15 protein-coding genes and 2 tRNA genes are annotated in these 18741 nt (G+C 68.5%); 13 read left to right on the top strand and 4 right to left on the bottom strand.

Going from position 1 to position 18741, the window contains the following annotated elements; translation table 11 throughout:
* Positions 1–8: 8 nt before the first annotated feature.
* Positions 9–1016 carry a DNA topoisomerase IB gene (locus AJAP_RS29395; protein WP_038524091.1) on the top strand — a complete coding sequence of 336 codons (1008 nt, stop codon included), beginning with the start codon at positions 9–11 and terminating at the stop codon, positions 1014–1016.
* Here the strand turns inward: AJAP_RS29395 and AJAP_RS29400 are convergent.
* Positions 999–2576: a SpoIIE family protein phosphatase gene (locus AJAP_RS29400; protein WP_038517323.1), complete on the bottom strand. Its 1578-nt coding sequence runs from the start codon at positions 2574–2576 to the stop codon at positions 999–1001. The genes AJAP_RS29395 and AJAP_RS29400 overlap by 18 nt on opposite strands.
* A gap of 184 nt (positions 2577–2760) precedes the next feature.
* Between AJAP_RS29400 and AJAP_RS29405 the strand changes: the two genes are divergently transcribed.
* Positions 2761–7386 carry a HAMP domain-containing protein gene (locus tag AJAP_RS29405; protein ID WP_038524094.1) on the top strand — a complete coding sequence of 1542 codons (4626 nt, stop codon included), beginning with the start codon at positions 2761–2763 and terminating at the stop codon, positions 7384–7386.
* A 211-nt stretch (positions 7387–7597) separates the two neighbouring features.
* Positions 7598–8116, top strand: a complete 519-nt coding sequence (locus AJAP_RS29410) for a hypothetical protein (RefSeq protein ID WP_038517325.1) — start codon at positions 7598–7600, stop codon at positions 8114–8116.
* 59 nt (positions 8117–8175) lie between these two features.
* Here AJAP_RS29410 and AJAP_RS29415 read toward each other — a convergent pair.
* Positions 8176–8249: transfer RNA gene (locus AJAP_RS29415), tRNA-Gly, on the bottom strand.
* Between the two features lie 84 nt (positions 8250–8333).
* On the opposite strand from AJAP_RS29415, the gene AJAP_RS29420 reads away from it, so the two are divergent.
* The 9 genes from AJAP_RS29420 (at position 8334) to AJAP_RS29460 (ending at position 16458) form a co-directional block, all read left to right on the top strand.
* Positions 8334–8407 (top strand) — tRNA-Pro (locus tag AJAP_RS29420).
* A 217-nt stretch (positions 8408–8624) separates the two neighbouring features.
* The gene (locus AJAP_RS29425; RefSeq protein WP_038524097.1) at positions 8625–9065 is read left to right on the top strand and encodes a GNAT family N-acetyltransferase; all 441 of its coding nucleotides are present in this window, start codon (positions 8625–8627) and stop codon (positions 9063–9065) included.
* A gap of 60 nt (positions 9066–9125) precedes the next feature.
* A complete protein-coding gene (locus AJAP_RS29430) occupies positions 9126–10292 on the top strand; it encodes an ROK family transcriptional regulator (protein ID WP_051972636.1) in 1167 nt (388 codons plus the stop codon).
* Positions 10293–10381: 89 nt separating this feature from the next.
* Entirely contained in the window at positions 10382–11401 is a 1020-nt protein-coding gene (locus tag AJAP_RS29435; protein WP_038517331.1) for an ABC transporter substrate-binding protein, read from the top strand.
* A complete protein-coding gene (locus AJAP_RS29440; protein WP_038517334.1) occupies positions 11398–12159 on the top strand; it encodes an ABC transporter ATP-binding protein in 762 nt (253 codons plus the stop codon). Before AJAP_RS29435 ends, AJAP_RS29440 begins: the two co-directional genes overlap by 4 nt.
* On the top strand, positions 12159–12998 hold the full coding sequence (locus AJAP_RS29445) for an ABC transporter permease (protein WP_038517336.1): 840 nt from the start codon (positions 12159–12161) through the stop codon (positions 12996–12998). Before AJAP_RS29440 ends, AJAP_RS29445 begins: the two co-directional genes overlap by 1 nt.
* The gene (locus tag AJAP_RS29450) at positions 12995–14317 is read left to right on the top strand and encodes an LLM class flavin-dependent oxidoreductase (RefSeq protein WP_267284098.1); all 1323 of its coding nucleotides are present in this window, start codon (positions 12995–12997) and stop codon (positions 14315–14317) included. Before AJAP_RS29445 ends, AJAP_RS29450 begins: the two co-directional genes overlap by 4 nt.
* Positions 14314–15216, top strand: coding sequence for a TauD/TfdA dioxygenase family protein (locus tag AJAP_RS29455; protein ID WP_038517339.1), 903 nt, complete (start codon positions 14314–14316; stop codon positions 15214–15216). The genes AJAP_RS29450 and AJAP_RS29455 overlap by 4 nt, the downstream gene beginning before the upstream one ends.
* 27 nt (positions 15217–15243) lie before the next feature.
* On the top strand, positions 15244–16458 hold the full coding sequence (locus tag AJAP_RS29460; protein ID WP_038517342.1) for an RNA polymerase sigma factor: 1215 nt from the start codon (positions 15244–15246) through the stop codon (positions 16456–16458).
* On the opposite strand, the gene AJAP_RS29465 is transcribed toward AJAP_RS29460, so the two are convergent.
* Both AJAP_RS29465 and AJAP_RS29470 read right to left on the bottom strand, forming a co-directional pair.
* A complete protein-coding gene (locus AJAP_RS29465) occupies positions 16455–16901 on the bottom strand; it encodes a nuclear transport factor 2 family protein (RefSeq protein WP_038517344.1) in 447 nt (148 codons plus the stop codon). The genes AJAP_RS29460 and AJAP_RS29465 overlap by 4 nt on opposite strands.
* Before the next feature lie 3 nt (positions 16902–16904).
* Positions 16905–17780: a TIGR03619 family F420-dependent LLM class oxidoreductase gene (locus AJAP_RS29470; protein WP_038517348.1), complete on the bottom strand. Its 876-nt coding sequence runs from the start codon at positions 17778–17780 to the stop codon at positions 16905–16907.
* A 111-nt stretch (positions 17781–17891) separates the two neighbouring features.
* On the opposite strand from AJAP_RS29470, the gene AJAP_RS29475 reads away from it, so the two are divergent.
* Entirely contained in the window at positions 17892–18665 is a 774-nt protein-coding gene (locus AJAP_RS29475; protein ID WP_037347625.1) for a hypothetical protein, read from the top strand.
* The last annotated feature ends 76 nt before the right edge of the window (positions 18666–18741 follow it).

Here is an 18741-nt window from a genome sequence, read left to right on the forward strand (position 1 = left end):
CGCCGCGCATGCGATTGCGGCGAGCGGATCTGGGCTCCACCGGTATCGGGAGGCGGCGAAGAGGCCGGGGTTTCGGCTACCTGACGCCGGACGGCGAACCGCTGAAGGACGAGGAGACGATCGAGCGCATCGAGGCGCTGGCGATCCCGCCCGCGTGGCGGCGCGTATGGATCGCGCCGCACGAGAACGCCCACATCCAGGCCGTCGGAGTCGACGACGCGGGCCGGAAGCAGTACCTGTACCACGGAGAATGGCGACGGGCCCGCGACGAGGAGAAGCACGAGCGCGTCCTCACGCTGGCGCGGCGCCTCCCCCGGCTGCGCCGGACCATCCGGGAGGATCTCGCTTCCCGCGGCCTCACCCGCGAACGGGTCCTGGCCGGCGCGCTCCGCATGCTCGACCTCGGCGTGTTCAGGACCGGTGGCGAAAGCTACGCCGACGAGAACGGCACGCACGGGGTGGCGACCCTGCTGTGCGAGCACGTTTCGATCCGGGAAGGCTGCCTGCTTTGCGACTATCCGGCGAAAGGCGGGATCCAGCGGAAGGTCCGGCTGCGGGACGAGGGCCTCGTCCGGCTGATCCGCTCGCTCAGGCGTGCCCGCGGTGACGAGGTGCGCCTGCTCGCCTACCGGAACGGTCGCGGGTGGCAGGAGATCCGGGCCGAAGACCTCAACGAGCGGTTCAAGGAACTCACGGGCGACGACTTCACGGCCAAGGACCTGCGCACCTGGAACGCCACCGTCCTCGCCGCTTCCGCCTTCGCGGAGACCGAAAAGCCTTCCAGTGAAAGAGGATTGAAGCGGGTCGAGAAGGCCGTGATGGCCGAAGTCGCCGAAGGACTGGGCAACACGCCGGCCGTGGCGCGACGGTCCTATGTGGACCCTCGCGTGATCACCGCCTACCGCCGGGACCGGACGATCGCGCGTGCGACGCGACGGGCGGAGAAGATCTCCGATCCCGACGAGGCCCGCGACATCGTGGAGCGTGCGGTGGTGCGGCTACTGAACGGGTCGTGAGGCCTCGATGGCCAGGACGGCGATGTCGTCGTGCGTCCCGCTGCCGAGCCATTCCCGCACCGCGGAGCGGACCCGGGCTACCACCTCGCGGCCGGACATCCCCTGGCAGCCGACCAGCAGTTCCCGCAACCGCTCGTCGCCGAACAGGTCCGACGGACGCTCATGGTGACGCGCTTCGGTGATGCCGTCGGTGTAGAGCAGGCAGACGTCGCCCTCGCCCAGCCGGATGGCCGTCTCGGCGAACCGCGCCTGCGGCGAGATCCCGACCAGTGTGCCGGGCAAGGTGATCTCGTCGACGCCGCCACGACGGCGCACCACCAGCGGCGCGGGATGGCCCCCTGAGGCCAAGGTGACGCCGAGACCGTCTTCGTTCGCCAGCACCGAACCGAGCACCAGCGTGGCGAACCGGCCGCTGCCGCCGGTGATGAGCAGGGAGTTGAGCAGGCTCAGCAACGTGGTGTTGTCGTGCTCGACGAGGTCGAGCGCGGCGAGGGTCTGCCGGACCCGGCCGGTGAGCGCGGCCGCCTCGGCGCCCTTCCCGCAGACGTCGCCGAGGACGAACATCGCACCGCCGCCTTCGCGCGGCAGGACGTCGTAGAAATCGCCGCCGACGTCGAGCAGACCGCCCGACGGCTCGTACCAGACGTCGAACTTGACGCCGTGGACGTCCGGCGGCGGGGTCGGGCGCAGCGTGGTCTCCAGGCCGCGGGTGGCCTCTTCCTGGCGGGCGTAGCGATGCGCGTTCGCCAGCGCCGTCCCTGCCGCGCGGGCGAACTCGGTCACCGCGCGCGGGTGGTCCTCGCCGAACGCGGGCGCGCCGCGCCTGCCGAGCACCACCGCCCCGGTGACCCCGGCGCCGCCGTCGAACCCCAGTGAGACCACGGTCACGGACGGATGGACGGCGAGCCGTTCCGCGACGATCGCGGGCAGCGTCGCGATCTCCTCCTCCGGCACCGCTTTGGCTTCGAGTTCCTCGGTGGAGGCGAAGGTGCCGGCGAGCACCGGCGCGAGCTGGGCCGGCACCCGGCGGATCCGGCCGTGCCCGTGATTGGTGCGGTGATCGCAGCTCCACCATTCCCACCGGCCACGGGTGGTCGGCAGCAGCACGAACACGCAGTCGGCGAGTTCGGCGGCGGCGACCTCGGCGATCACCTTCGCCGTGCCGTGCCGCCCTCGCGCGGAGGCGAGCCTGGGTGCCGAAGCGGCGAGGAAACCGTCCACGCGGGGACCGTCGGCCGCGACCGCGGAGGTCACCGTCCACGCGTGCCAGCCGCCGGGCAGCGTCCGGATCCGGGCCGGGAACCGGCGGCCGGTGTGCTCGACATGCCCGACGTCGGGACCTTCGGCGGTCAGTATCGGGCGGCCGCCGCCGAACAGCTCGCGGGCGGCGGGATTCGACCAGCGCAACGCGCCGCCGACGTCCTGCACGAGCACCGCGTCACGGACGTCTTCCAGCAGCTCACGCCAGAACCGCCCGGATTCGGGCAGAGCGCCCTCGCTGGTCGCCGTCGACGACTCCGAGGGGAGCGACGTCGAGGCCGGGGCCGGCCGTGACACCATTCCCGGACCTCCTCCTGCCTGGCGGGTAGCGCAGTGTGAGCGGGCGGACTGGCTCGAAGTGTAGGTCGAATCATGGCACGCTGATGCGACGACCATGGCTTGGCATGCGTGGTGGAGAGGGTCGACACAGATGACACAGCACTCCCAAAGGGACCGGATCCCCGTGGAAGGTGGTGGCGGCCAGGTGGACGAAGCGACCCTGGAACGCCTGCTCGCGGCGGCTCGTGACCTCGGGGACGGCAACTTCCGGCGGCGGCTCGTGGCGCACGGCGACGGGCTCGCGGCCCAGCTCGCGGGCGCCTTCAACGACATCGCCGAACGGAACCAGCGACTGGTGACCGAACTCCTGCGCGTCCGCGAGGCGGTCGGCAAGGAAGGCAGGCTGACCGAGCGCGTCGCGGCCGAGATCGGTCCCGGCGGCTGGGCCACCGCGGTCGACGTCGTCAACGGGCTGATCGAAGACGTGAGCAGGCCCACGGCCGAGCTCAACCGCGTCCTCGGCGCGGTCGCCGAGGGCGATCTGTCCGAGCCGATGCCCTTGGAAGTCGGCGGCCGGCCGCTGCAGGGCCAGTTCGCCGAAGTCGCGAAGACGGTCAACGGGCTGATCAAGCAGCTTTCGCGGTTCGCGACCGAGGTCACCAGAGTCGCCCGCGAGATCGCCACCGAAGGACGGCTCGGCGGTCAGGCCGAGGTCCCGGGGGTGGCGGGCACCTGGCGTGATCTCACCGACAACGTCAACGTGATGGCCAGCAACCTGACCGACCAGGTGCGCAACATCGCCCAGGTGACCACCGCGGTGGCGCGGGGCGATCTGACCCAGAAGATCAACGTCGACGCGCGCGGCGAGATCCTGGAGCTCAAGAACACCGTCAACATCATGGTCGACCAGCTCTCGTCGTTCGCCGACGAAGTGACCCGGGTGTCGCGCGAGGTGGGTAGCGAAGGCCGTCTCGGCGGTCAGGCGCAGGTCCCCGGCGCGGCGGGCACGTGGCGCGACCTCACCGACTCGGTGAACCTGATGGCGGACAACCTGACCGACCAGGTCCGCAACATCGCCCAGGTGGCCACGGCGGTGGCGAAGGGCGACCTCTCGCAGAAGATCAACGTCGACGCCAAGGGCGAGATCCTCGAACTCAAGAACACGCTGAACACGATGGTCGACCAGCTGTCGTCGTTCGCCGACGAGGTCACGCGGGTGGCGCGCGAGGTCGGCAGCGAAGGCCGTCTCGGCGGCCAGGCGACCGTGCCGGGCGTGGCCGGGACGTGGCGCGGGCTCACCGATTCGGTGAACCAGATGGCCGACAACCTGACCGACCAGGTCCGCAACATCGCCCAGGTCACCACGGCGGTGGCGAAGGGCGACCTGACCCAGAAGATCACGGTCGACGCGCGCGGCGAGATCCTCGAACTGAAGACGACCGTCAACACGATGGTGGATCAGCTCTCGTCGTTCGCCGACGAGGTCACCCGCGTCGCCCGCGAGGTCGGCACGGAAGGTCAGCTGGGCGGCCAGGCGCAGGTGCCGGGGGTCGCCGGGACGTGGCGCGACCTCACCGGGTCGGTCAACTTCATGGCGAACAACCTCACCGCGCAGGTGCGCAACATCGCCCAGGTGGCGACCGCGGTGGCGAAGGGCGACCTGTCGCAGAAGATCGCCGTCGACGCCAAGGGCGAGATCCTCGAACTGAAGAACACGCTGAACACGATGGTGGATCAGCTGTCGGCGTTCGCCGACGAGGTCACCCGCGTCGCCCGCGAGGTCGGCAGCGACGGAAGGCTCGGCGGTCAGGCGCAGGTGCCCGGCGTGGCCGGGACGTGGAAGGACCTCACCGACAACGTCAACTTCATGGCGAACAACCTGACCGACCAGGTCCGGAACATCGCCCAGGTCACCACCGCCGTCGCGAAGGGCGACCTGACGCAGAAGATCATCGTCGACGCGCGCGGCGAGATCCTGGAGCTCAAGAACACCGTCAACATCATGGTCGACCAGCTTTCGGCGTTCGCCGACGAAGTCACCCGGGTATCGCGCGAGGTCGGTACCGAAGGCAAGCTCGGCGGCCAGGCGCAGGTGCGCGGCGTCGCCGGGACCTGGAAGGACCTCACCGACAACGTCAACGTCATGGCCACCAACCTCACCGACCAGGTGCGGAGCATCGCGACGGTGACCACCGCGGTGGCGAACGGCGACCTGTCGAAGAAGATCTCGATCGACGCGCAGGGCGAGGTCGCCGTCCTCGCCGAGACGATCAACAGCATGGTCGAGACGCTGCGCGCGTTCGCCGACGAGGTCACCCGCGTCGCCCGCGAGGTGGGTACGGAAGGCATCCTCGGCGGCCAGGCCCGCGTGCCGAACGTGGCGGGCACGTGGAAGGCGTTGACGGACAACGTGAACGTCATGGCCGACAACCTGACCGGCCAGGTCCGCAGCATCGCGACGGTGACCACCGCGGTGGCGCAGGGCGATCTGTCGAAGAAGATCGACATCGACGCGCGCGGTGAGATCCTCGAACTCAAGACGACCATCAACACGATGGTCGACCAGCTCTCGGCCTTCGCCTCCGAAGTCACCCGTGTCGCCCGCGAAGTCGGCACGGACGGCACGCTCGGCGGTCAGGCGGAGGTGCCCGGCGTCGCGGGCACGTGGTCGCGGCTGACCGAAAGCGTGAACCAGCTGGCCGGGAACCTGACCACCCAGGTGCGCGCGATCGCGCAGGTGGCCACCGCGGTGACCGCCGGCGATCTGACCCGGCACATCACCGTCGACGCGTCCGGGGAGGTGGCCGAACTCAAGGACAACATCAACCAGATGATCGCGAACCTGAAGGAGACCACCCGGGCGAACCGCGAGCAGGACTGGCTCAAGACCAACCTCGCGCGGCTGTCCGCGCTCATGCAGGGGCACCGCGATCTCGCGTCGGTGGCGACGCTGATCCTGTCCGAGCTGACGCCGCTGGTGTCCGCGCAGCAGGGCGCGTTCTTCCTGGCCCGCGAAGACGAGCAGGAAGAAGTGGTCCTGGAGAGCATCGCCACCTACGGGCTGGCGAAATCCCAGAACGGCCTGCGGTTCTCCCCCGGCGAATCGCTCATCGGGCAGGCCGCCGTCGACCGGCGCACGATACTGGTCCACGAAGCGCCGCCGGAGTACGCGCTCATCTCGTCGGGACTGGGTTCGGCCGCGCCGGTCAACGTGATCGTGCTGCCGGTGCTGTTCCAGGGCGAGGTGCTGGGCGTGCTGGAACTGGCGACCATCAACGCCTTCAGCACCGTGCACATCGACCTGCTGGAACAGCTGAAGGAGACCATCGCGGTCAACGTCAGCACCATCCAGTCCAACTCGCGCACCGAGGCCCTGCTGACCGAATCCCAGCGCCTGGCACAGGAACTGCGCGCGCGGTCCGAGCAGTTGCAGGCGCAGCAACGGGAACTGCGGCGGTCCAACACGGATCTGGCGGAGAAGGCGGCGCTGCTGGCGCAGCAGAACCGCGACATCGAGGTCAAGAACAGCGAGATCGAGCAGGCGCGTCAGGAGCTCGAAGAGCGTGCCGGGCAGCTGACCATGGCGTCGCAGTACAAATCCGAGTTCATGGCGAACATGTCGCACGAACTGCGGACGCCGCTCAACAGCGCGCTGATCCTCGCGAAACTGCTCTCGGAGAACCCGGACGGGAACCTGTCGGAGAAGCAGATCCAGTTCGCGCGGACGATCTACTCCGCGGGCAGCGACCTGCAGCAGCTGATCAACGACATCCTCGACATGGCCAAGGTCGAGGCCGGGCACCTGGATCTGCAGATGTCCGACGTCACGCTGCCCGAACTGGTCGAGTACGTCGAATCGATCTGCCGTCCGCTCACGTCGGACAAGGGCCTGGAGTTCGCCGTCCTCATCGACCCGCCGGTGCCGTCGTCGATCCACACCGACGAACACCGCGTGCAGCAGGTGCTGCGGAACCTGCTGTCCAACGCGGCGAAGTTCACCGACGAGGGCGGCGTGCGCCTGCACATCCGGATGGCCGACCCGGGCGAGGTCGAAGCCGACTCGCTGCGCAACGCCCCCGGCGTCCTCGCGTTCGCCGTGGAGGACACCGGGATCGGGATCGCGCCGGACAAACTCGCGATCATCTTCGACGCGTTCCGCCAGGCCGACGGCACCACGAGCCGCAAGTACGGCGGCACCGGGCTGGGCCTGTCGATCAGCCAGCAGCTGACGGAACTGCTCGGCGGCGAACTGCGGGTCCGCAGCGATCCCGGCAAGGGCAGCACGTTCACCCTGTATTTGCCGGTGAGCGCGTCGAACCTGGTGGTCCCGACCTCCGCCGCGGCGAGCGGGGTCCCGCTGATCATGGCCGTGCCGCAGGTGATCCCGGTGACGCCGTCGCAGCGGTTCCACGGCGAGAAGATCCTGATCGTCGACGACGACCTGCGCAACGTCTTCGCGCTGGCCGCCGTACTGGAACGCAACGGCCTGGAGGTCATCTACGCCGAGACCGGCGTCGCGGGCATCCGGGCGCTGGAACGGCACGAGGACACCGCGCTCGTCCTGATGGACGTGATGATGCCCGAACTGGACGGCAACGCCACGATCACCGCGATCCGCGCCGAGGCAGCGCACGAAGACCTGCCCGTGATCGCCGTCACCGCGAAGGCGACCGCGGAGGACAAGGCGCGGACGCTCGCTTCGGGCGCCGACGACTACGTGACCAAGCCTGTGGACACCGACAAGCTGCTGGATCTGATCGCGGCCCATTTGGAGGCGGATGCCGCCTCCAGCGGCCTCTCGCAGGCCGTGACACCCGCCGAGTCCGACTGAGGCGTTGGTCGGGGGCCCCTGGTGGGCCGCGGGTCGCGAAAGCCACTTTCAGGACGTCAGATGTCCTGAAAGTGGCTTTCGCGACATCGAGTGTGCACGCGAATCTGCCAATTGTGGCCATATGTAACGGCAAGACCCGGATAGTTACACGCTCCGTAACATCTAGATTCTTCGACGCGACTCCTGCGCAACTTCGACAAAGGAGTCGACCATGCCGAATCCCCGGACCCTCCTGACCGGTTTCGGACTCTTGCTCGGCGGCTACTACGTCGCCTTGGACAAGGTGCATCAGATCTGGGGCGATACCGAACCGCCGCAGATCACGGCCGACTTCAACGCGTTCGCCTTGCTCTTTGTGCTGGCGCTGGCGATCGAGCGGCTGGTACAGCCCTTCTCCCCGATTCTCGGCCCCAACACCGCCGACGCGAAGAACGAGCTCAGGAACGCTCGTTCGACGGGAACCGGCATTGACGTCGCCAAGGCCGAGACCAAGCTGGCCGAGGCGCGAAGCAGGACAGCCATCGTGACCTGGGGCTTCGCCACTGGGCTCGCCTGCCTGCTGGCCGCCGGGGCCAACATCACCCTGCTCCGCGCCATCATCGATCCGCAAGGGACCCAGATCGCCTTCTGGCTCGACCTCCTGGTGACCGGCCTGGTCGTAGGCGCCGGAACCAAGCCGATCAACGACCTCTGGACCCGCCTGCAGAACAAGCCCGCCGACCCCGCCTGACCGAAGCGGAAACGAAAGAACCCGCAGGCAAGGCGCCTGCGGGTTCGGATGTGGAGCTGTGGAGCGGGTGACGGGAATCGAACCCGCGTAGCTAGTTTGGAAGACTAGGGCTCTACCATTGAGCTACACCCGCGTGCCCCCGAAGTACCGGGTGCGAAAACAGCTTAGCGTGACCCGCTAGGCTGTGCGCACACCCCCCGGGAGATCGGGGAAGTCACGGGATGTGGCGCAGCTTGGTAGCGCATCCGCTTTGGGAGCGGAGGGTCGCAGGTTCAAATCCTGTCATCCCGACTCAAGGTCCTTGACCTGCGAGTTCACTTGTGTGGGCCCGGCACCCGGATCTCGCGTGTTTCCAGCCGGATCTCGCGTGTCCGAAGCCGGAAGACACGCCGCGGACGCGGCTCCGGCGTGTTCCGCCTCCAATCACGCGTGTACCGGGCCTGGACACACGAGTCACGCCGAATCCACTCGGGCCGGCCCTCCGTGACCCTCCGCTTTAATGGCGATCATGGAGATCCGCCACGCCCGTGCCACCGACGCCCCCGCCGTGACCACCCTCCTCGCCGAGCTCGGCTACCCCGACAACAACGAGACCGACGTACGCGGCCGGCTCGAACGCTGGGCCCGCCATCCCGAAGGCGCCGCGTTCGTCGCCGAGTCCGACGGCACCGTGGTCGGGGTCATCGCGGTGGTCGCGATCCCGCTTCTCGAGCGGGAAGGCGCCGTGGGACGGATCGTGGCCCTGGTGGTGGACGAGACCCGACGTGGTACCGGCGTCGGACGCGCACTGATCACCGCCGCCGAGGAGCAGGCGCTGCGGTGGGGCTGCGGCGCGATGGAGGTCAGCAGTTCCCGCCGCAGGACCGGCGCGCACGCCTTCTACCGGGCACGGGGGTACGAGGACCGTTGTGAACGCAGCGCCAAGTTCTTCCGCGACCTGACCGCCTGACCAGCTCCCGGATGCTGAGAGCCCTAGGCCCACCGCCACCCGCTTGCGAACATCGGCACCGTGACCGGCAGGCGGAGCGCCAGTGCCAGCGCGGTGCTCCGCGTGGTGCTGGACGAAGGGGCGATAGCGCGCAGCACCATCGCGCGCCGCACCGGGCTGAGTGCCGCGGCCGTCACGGGGCATGTCGCGGAGCTGATGCGCCGCGGGTTCCTCATCGAGCTGCCCGAGGTCGCGGGCGCGGTCGGCAGGCCGTTTGTGCCGCTGGAGCTCGACACGGAGCGGTTCGTGGTGTGCGGAGCGCATGTCGCGGTCGACCATCTCACCGTCGGGCTGCTCGATCTGCGCGGGAAAGTGTTGGCACAGCTGGAAGCCCCGCATCACGGCGCCGAGCCCGCGGTGCAGGCCGCGCAGATCGCGGAGCTGCTCGACGACCTCCTCGTCGGACACGCGCCGGAGCGGACGCCGCTCGGGCTGGGGGTGGCGACCGGCGGGTGGGTCGACGAGGCCTCGGGAACGGTGGTGGAGCACGGGTTGCTCGGCTGGCGCGGGGTCCCGTTGCGCGAACTGCTCACGGAGGTCACCGGTCTCGACGTCCGCGTCGACGGGCATTCGCGGGCGCTCATCCACGCCGAACGCCTGCTGGGGCAACCGCGAGCGCGGAGCAGTGTCGTGCAGTTGTTCACCGGCAACGTGGTCGACGCCGCCTTCGCGACCGGGGACACCGTCCATCATGGACCGAGGTCGGCGGCGGGCGCCGTCGCGCATTTGCGGGTCGACGACAGCGAGGAACCCTGCCGTTGCGGGCGATCCGGCTGTCTCGAAGCGACGGTGTCCGAGCGCACGATCGCCCGTAAGGCCGTCGAAGCGCACATCATCGAAGAACCGGATTTCACCGATGTGCTCCATTTGGCGGCATCGGGAAACAAAGGCGCCATCGCCCTTTTCCGGGAACGCGCGAGAATCATCGGACAGGCCGCAGCCTTGCTGTTCGACGTCCTCAATCCGGAAATCCTCATCGTGCTCGACCAGAGTGTACGCGACGTCGACGGCTGCCTTTCCACGATCCGGGACGAGGTCGCCCAGCGCTCCTGGATCTGCCAGGACGCGGAGAAAAACGTTGTGGCGTCGAGCTTTCCGGGCACCGAACTGGCGACGGCCGGCGCGGCGGTCATGCTGAACGCCCTCTACGAAGATCCGCTTTTCACGAACCTCGCCAACGCATCCTGAGTTACTTCACTAAATCGCAAAATTGACGCTCTCCGCCGGGCCTGCGAAGAATCTTCTCAACGACGCGAACCCGAACGAAAGAGCCCACCGTGAAGAAACCAGTGCCCTTGATCGCCGCGCTCCTCGCCGGATTGGCGCTGTCGGGCTGCGGCGCCTCCGCGACCCCGGCGGGCGTGGCCGGGCAGCCGGAGAAACTCGAACTCCGCTACCAGGGGTCGGCGAACAACGTCACCTTCCCCGAACTCGCCGAAGACCTCGGCTACTTCGGCCCGGTCAAACTCAAATGGGTCGGCAACACGATCAGCGGACCACAGGACATCCAGTCCGCCGCGACCGACCAGACCGACTTCGGCGGCGCCTTCACCGGCGCGGTCGCCAAACTCGTCGACGCCGGCGCCCCGATCAAGGCCGTCGTCAACTACTACGGCTCCGACGACAAGACCTTCTTGGGCTTCTACGTCAAGGAGGACAGCCCGATCCGCACCGCGCGTGACCTCATCGGCAAGAAAGTCGGCGTCAACACCGTCGGCGCGAACCTGGAGGCCGCCCTCGACACCTGGCTCAAGCGCAACGGCCTCACCGACGCCGAGATCGACCAGGTACAGCTCGTCGTCCTGCCCCCGATCAACACGGAACAGGCCCTGCGCAACGGCCAGATCGACGTCGCCGCGCTCAACGGCGTCCTGCAGGACCGTGCTCTCGCGGGAGGCGGCGTGCGGCCGATCGTGAAGGACGTCGAGGCGTTCGGACCGTACAACGGCGGGCCGTACGTGCTGCGGACCGACTTCATCAAGAAGTACCCGGAGACCACGAAAACCTTCGTCACCGGTGTGGCCAAGGCGATCGAGTGGGCGCGTACCACTCCGCGCGAGGAGGTGATCGCCCGGTTCACCAAGATCATCCAGAACCGCGGCCGCAACGAGAACACCGAAACGCTCAAGTACTGGAAGAGCACCGGCGTCACCAAGGGCGGGCTGATCTCCGACAACGACTACACGCTCTGGACGGACTGGCTCAAGCAGTCCGGGTTCATCAAGAACGACCAGCTCGACCTCAAGAAGATCTACACCAACGAGTTCAACCCGTACCGCGAAGGCGGTGGCGCATGACCGCCAAGATCAGCCTGCGCTCGGTCACCAAGACCTTCGGCGCGTTGACCGCACTCGACGACGTCTCCCTCGACATCGAGGACGGCACGTTCCTCTCCCTCGTCGGGCCGAGCGGTTCCGGCAAGTCCACGCTGCTCGATCTGCTCGGCGGGCTCGCGAAACCCACCTCCGGCGAGGTTCTGATCGACGGGAAACCCGTCACCGGGCCGGGGCTGGATCGCGGGGTCGTGTTCCAGCAGTACGCGCTGTTCCCGTGGCGCACCGCGCGGGCCAACGTCGAGTTCGGCCTCGAAGGCGGCACCCTGAACAAACGACAGCGTTCCGAGCGAGCGCGGGAATTCCTCGACCTGGTCGGGCTTTCCGGCTTCGAAGACCACCTCCCCCATCAGCTTTCCGGTGGCATGAAACAACGTGTCGCGATCGCGAGGAGCCTCGCGTACGACCCGGACGTGCTGCTGATGGACGAGCCGTACGCCGCACTGGACTCCCAGACCCGCGAACTCCTGCAAGAGGAGCTGCGCCGGATCTGGAAACGCACCGGCAAGACCATCGTCTTCATCACCCACAGCATCGAGGAAGCCGTCTATTTAGGACAGAAGGTCGCGGTGCTCACGTCCCGTCCGGGCAGGCTCAAGGACGTCGTCGACATCGACCTCGGTGACCGCTCGAACGACGACCTGCGCTCGGCGCCCGCCTTCGTGGCCCATCGCCATCGGCTGTGGGAACTGCTGCACGACGAGATCCGGAGGGCCGCCTGATGACCGCCACCCTCGAAGCGCCGAAAGTCCACACTGGACTGAAGGCCGCCGAGAAACCCCGCAGGAAGAAGAACCCGTTACGCAAGGCTTTCCGTAGTTCGGCGGCGATCCTGCTCTTCCTCGCCCTCTGGGAGCTCGCTCCCCAGTACCTGCTCGACGAAGGCACGAGGACCTTCCTCCCGCCGCTGTCGGAAGACCTCGTCGCGCTCTGGGAGCTGATCCTCAACGGGCAGCTGGCGGACCATCTGCTGGCGAGCCTCGGCCGGTCCGCCGCCGGATTCGTCATCGCGGTGGGCGTCTCGGTGCCGCTCGGCCTGCTGATCGCCTGGTACCGGCCGCTCGCCGAGTTCCTGAACCCGTTGCTGGAACTGGCCCGCAACACCGCCGCACTGGCCCTGCTGCCGGTGTTCACGCTCCTGCTCGGCATCGGCGAGGTGTCCAAGATCGCGCTGATCGTCTACGCCTGCGTCTGGCCGGTGCTGCTCAACACGATCGCCGGAGTGAACACCGTGGATCCGTTGCTGGTCAAGGCCGCGCGCTCGCTCGGGCTGTCGAGCCCGAGCCTGTTCCGGAAGGTGATCCTGCCGTCGGCGGTGCCGACCATCTTCACCGGCATCCGGATGGCGGCGGCGTACTCGATCCTCATCCTCATCGCCGCCGAAATGGTCGGCGCCAAAGCCGGGCTCGGCTATCTGATCAACAACTCGCAGGTCAACTTCCAGATCCAGCAGATGTACGCCGCGATCATCACGGTGTCGGTGCTGGGCCTGGCCATCAACGCGGGCTTCGTCGCACTGGAGCGGCGGTTCTCCACCTGGCGTGTCAAGGAGAAGGCGTGAAGCACTTACACCTCAACGCGTTCGTGATGCCGAACGGCCATCACGAGGCGGCGTGGCGGCATCCGAGCACGGATCCGCACCGCGCCGCGACGCTGAAGCACTACGTCGACATCGCCCGCACGGCGGAGCGCGGCAAGCTGGATTCGCTGTTCCTCGCCGACGGTGTCGCCTTGTGGGGCAACGTCCGCTACAACTCCCACACCCTGTTCGAGCCGCTGACGTTGCTTTCCGCGCTGGCCGGGGCGACCGAGCACATCGGGCTGATCGCGACCGCGTCGACGACCTACAACGAGCCGTACCACCTGGCGCGGAAGTTCGCGTCGCTCGATCACCTCAGCGGCGGGCGCGCGGGCTGGAACATCGTGACGTCGGCGGGCGAGGACGAGGCGCGCAACTTCAATCGCGACGCCCGGCCGGCGCACGCGTTGCGCTACGAACGCGCCACCGAATTCGTCGAAGTGGCCAGGAAACTCTGGGACAGCTGGGACGACGACGCGGCGGTGATCGACAAGGCGAGCGGTGTCTACGCCGACACCGACCGCATCCACCCGATCGACCACAACGGCCCGCATTTCCAGGTCCGAGGCCCGCTCAACATCCCGCGTCCGGTGCAGGGACATCCGTTGCTCGTCCAGGCTGGTTCGTCGGAGACGGGCAAGGAGTACGCGGCCCGGTTCGCCGAGGCGGTGTTCACCGCGCAGCAGACCTTCGCCGAGGGCAAGGCTTTCTACGACGACGTCAAGGGAAGGCTCGCGAAGTACGGCCGCTCGCCGGAGGAGATCAAGATCCTGCCGGGGATCAGCCCGATCCTGGGGCGCACCGAGGCCGAAGCGAAGGAACGCGAGGCCGAACTCAACGCCCTCATCACGCCCGCGTACGGCGTGCGGCAGCTGTCGAACATGCTCGACCACGACCTGACGCCGTACCCGCTCGACGGTCCGCTGCCCGACGTCGGCACGTTCACCGAGGGCGCCCAGAGCCGGTTCGAGCTGGTCACGGGCCTGGCGCGGCGCGAGAACCTCACCATCCGTCAGCTGATCGAGCGACTGGCGGGCGGCCGGGGACACCGCGTCTTCGCCGGAACCGCCACGCAAGTAGCCGACCAATTGGAGCACTGGTTCACCGAAGGCGCCGCGGACGGCTTCAACGTCATGCCGCCCACGCTGCCGGGCGGCCTCGAGGACTTCGTCGACCTCGTCGTCCCGGAACTCCAGCGACGCGGCCTGTTCCGCACCGAGTACACCGCCACGACCTTGCGCGGCCACTACGGCCTCGCCCGCCCAGCCCACCGCACCCCAGTGAAGGAGCACGCCGCATGACCGCCCTCAACACCCAGGTCGAGGTCCGCAAGATCACCGGCAGGATCGGCGCGCAGGTCCTCGGCGTCGACCCGGCCAAGGAACTCGACGCCGCGACCGTCGCGTTCGTCACCGAGGCCCTCCACGAGCACAAGGCGCTCGTCTTCCGCGATGTCAACCTCGACGACGCGGGCCAGCAGCGGTTCGCCGGGCATTTCGGCGGACTGACCAAGGCGCACCCGACCGTCCCGTCGGTCGACGGCGAGCCCGCGATCCTGCCGGTCGACAGCGAACAGGGCCGCGCGAACCAGTGGCACACCGACGTCACCTTCGTGCTCAACCCGCCGAAGGCCAGCACGCTGCGCAGCCTGGTCGTCCCTCCGTACGGTGGCGAGACGCTGATCGCCAACTCGGCCGCCGCGTACCGGGATCTGCCGGAGCCGCTCCGGGCGTTCGCCGACACGCTGCGCGCCGAGCACACCAACGACTACGACTACGCGAAGGCGCCCGAGACCCTCGACGACGCGGAGCGGGAACGCCGCGAGGTGTTCGTCTCGCAGAAGTTCCGCACGGTTCACCCGGTGGTGCGAGTGCATCCGGTCACCGGGGAACGCGGGCTGTACATCGGCGGGTTCGCGCAGCGGATCATCGGGCTGTCGAAGGGCGAGTCGCGGGACATCCTGCGGCTGCTGCAGTCCTACGTGACCCGGCCGGAGAACGTCGTCCGGGTGAGCTGGGAGCCGAACCAGCTGGTGCTGTTCGACAACCGCATCACCCAGCACTACGCCGTCGACAACTACGACGACCTGCCTCGCCGCCTGAACCGCGTCACCGTGGCGGGCGACGTTCCGGTGGGCATCGACGGGGTGCCGAGCGAATCCCTCGAAGGCGACGCTTCGCACTACTCCCCCGTCGCCTGACTCCCTGAATGCGGTAAGACTGGCGTCGTGAAGACCGATCGTCAGGTGGAAGCGCTCCTGAGGGAGCTGGCCCCGCAGGTCATCGGGCTGCTGGTGCGCAAGCACGGGCAGTTCGACGCCTGCGAGGACGCCGTCCAGGAAGCCCTGCTCTCGGCCGCGCAGCAATGGCCGGAGCAGGGCGTCCCGGACAGCCCGAAGTCCTGGCTCGCGACGGTCGCGTCACGGCGGCTGGTCGACGAATGGCGCAGCGAAAGCGCACGAAGGCGGCGCGAAGAGAACGACGCGCTGATGGACCCGACTCCGGCCACTGTGTCCGATTCGGACGACACGCTCACCGTCCTTTTCCTGTGCTGTCACCCGTCTTTGTCCGCGCCGTCGCAACTCGCGCTCACCCTGCGCGCCGTCGGCGGGCTGACCACGGGTGAGATCGCGAACGCGTTCCTGGTCCCGGAATCGACCCTCGCCCAGCGGATCAGCCGCGCGAAACAGACCATCAAGAAGGCGGGCGCCGAGTTCGTCCTGCCGCCGTCCGCGGAACTCGGCGAACGGCTCCGCGTCGTCCTCCAGGTGCTGTACCTGATCTTCAACGAGGGCTACACGACCAGCGGCGGCCCCGACCTGCACCGCGCCGACCTGACCGCGGAGGCGATCCGGCTGACCCGGCTGCTCCGGCGGCTCATGCCCGACGAGGACGAGGTCACCGGGCTGCTCGCGCTCATGCTCCTGACCGACGCCCGCCGGGCCGCCCGCGCCGGCGACGACGGCTCGCTCGTCCCGCTCGCCGAACAGGACCGCACGCGCTGGAACGCGGAAACGATCGCGGAAGGGGTTTCGCTGGTGAGCGAGGCTCTGGAGGCGGGCCCGGTCGGGCCGTACCAGGTGCAGGCCGCGATCGCCGCCGTCCATTCCGAGGCGGCCACCGCGGCCGACACGGACTGGCCCCAGATCCTCGCGCTCTACGACGTCCTCGAAAAGGTCTCGCCCGGGCCCGTCGTCACGCTCAACCGCGCCGTCGCGGTCGCCGAGGTCAACGGGCCCGAAGCGGGCCTGGAACTGTTGGCCACGCTCGACGACGACAGCCGGATGAGCCAGACGCACCGGCTCGATTCCGTCCGCGGGCACCTGCTGGAACTGGCCGGGGACACCGGCGCCGCGCGCGAGGCCTACCTCCGGGCCGCCGGGAAGACGGCCAGCGAACCCGAGCGGCAGTACCTGACCCGGCGCGCGGAGCGGCTCTCCTAGTCTTCGGCCTTGCGGGCCGTGGCCATGGCACGCTCGGTCTCCCAGAACGCGCGCATCGACACGATCAGCCCGTCCTCGCGCACCCGGTAGACGAACACGCCGTCGGTGTCGACGCGGTAGCCGCCGGGCAGATACGTCGTGATCGTGCCGACGTTCGCGACCTCGTCCCCGGCCGCGTGGGAATCGCGGATGGTGAACTGGAAGCGTTCGACGTTGGCGATCGTCTTGTCCCAGAAGGCGCTGATCCCGTCCTGGCCGTGATGTCCCTTGCCCTCCTCGTCGAACATCGACGGGCCGACGGGGTCTTCGACGACGGCGTCCCCGGCGAACAAGGCGAGCCAGGCGGCCTTGTCCCCGGCGGTGGCGGCGGTCATCGAGCGGAACGCGGCCTGCCGCGCGGGCGGCTGCTCGGTGGCCGGATCCCAGCAGACGTCGACACCCATGGTTCAGTCTCCGATCTTCGCGATGATCTCGTCGCCGAACTTCTTGATGGAATCGAGCTTCGGGCCAACCTCGGCGTCGAAACCGAGGCCGTCGAACACCCACGGCATGGTGATGATGTCGGTGACGCCGATGTCGCCCTGCTCGCGATAGCCGTCGAGACCGAACTTGTCGATGCAGACGGCCTGGTACTCGAAGGGTTCTTCGGCGCGGCCCTGGTCGGCCAGCAGCCCGCGCAGCTTGGCGATCGTGTCGGCCAGGTCGTCGAACTTCATCATCGCCGAAGACCAGCCGTCGGCGACGCGGGCGGCCCGGCGCAGCGCGACGTCGGTGTGACCGCCGATGTAGAACGGCACCCGCGACGGCGGTGTCGGGCTCATGCGGAGCTTGTCGAAGTCGAAGAACTCGCCGTGGAACTCGACCATCCCGCCGTCGAGGATCAGGCGCAGCACCTCGATGGCCTCGTCGACGCGCTTGCCACGCTTCTCGTACGGTGCGCCGCACCAGCGGAACTCCTCCGGCGACCAGCCGACGCCGAGCCCGAGCCCGAAACGGCCGCCGGTCAGCGCCGCGACCGAGTTGACCTGGCGGGCGAGCAGGACCGGGTTGCGGGAGCCGAGTTTGAGCACGGAGGTGTAGAAGGTGAGCCGTTCGGTGACCGCGCCCATCGAGGCGGCCGCGACCAGCGGATCGGCCCAGGGCGTCTCCTCGGTCCAGAAGCGGCTGCCGTCGGGCGTGTACGGATAGTCGGCCGAGACCGTTTCGGAATAGAACAGGGAATCCGGGAGCGCGATCGAGGAGAAACCCGCCTCTTCGGCGGCCCGGGCGAGCTCGCCCAGCTGATCGAGCGGATTCATCGCGATCGACAGGGTGAACTTCATGGAGCCGAACTATAACGTGTTCTAGTTTCGCCCGCCAGTGCGCGCGGGAACCCCCGGCGGGTCCGCCGCGTTGATCCGGTCAAAGGCCGAACGATTCCTGGAGTTGAACCCATGGGCACCGCGATCTTCCTGATCGTGCTCCTCGTCGTCGTGGTCGGCGGCGGCATCTACTTCGCGAAATCCCAGGCGGCGGCCAAGAAGCGCCAGCTGGACGACGCGAAGGCGGACGCACGGCGCCTCGTCGAACGACTGGGCGGTCAGGTCATGAACCTCACCGGCACGGACACCGCCTCCCAGCAGGCGATGGCGGACGCGTCCGAACGTTTCACCGCCGCCGGCTCCCAGATGGAGCAGGCGCAGACCGTCGAGCAGGCCCGGCTGGTGCGCGAGACCGCCATCGAGGGGCTCTATTACGTCCGCGCGGCGCGGCTCGCGATGGGCATGGACCCCGGTCCGGAACTGCCCGGCAGCGAAGAGCGCGATCGGGCGGGCAAGGTCACCGAGTACCGCTCGGTGGACGTCGAGGGCGAGCACTACGAGGCTTCGCCGGACCCGAGCCAGCGCACGCCGCACTACTACCCCGGTGGCCGCGTGGCGGGCCGTCCGGTGCCGCAGGGCTGGTACAGCGAGCCGTGGTGGAAGCCCGCGCTCGTCGCCGGTGCCTGGGGTCTCGGCTCGATGCTGCTGTTCAGCGCGATGTTCTCCGGGATGGCGGGGATCGCGAGCGCGTCGGCCTGGGAGTCGGGTTACGACGCGGGCCAGGAGGACGCGGGTGCCGGCGGTGACGCGGGCGACGCCGGAGGCGACATGGGCGGGGACGCCGGTGGGTTCGACGGTGGCGGTTTCGACGGCGGCGGTTTCGACGGCGGAGGCTTCGACTTCTAGCCCGCGCCCCGCCCCGCAAACGCCATGAAAGGTCCTTTCCTTGCAAATTTCGCAAGGAAAGGACCTTTCATGGCAT

Origin of the sequence: Amycolatopsis japonica (genome assembly GCF_000732925.1) — a bacterium.
Lineage (GTDB): Bacteria > Actinomycetota > Actinomycetes > Mycobacteriales > Pseudonocardiaceae > Amycolatopsis > Amycolatopsis japonica.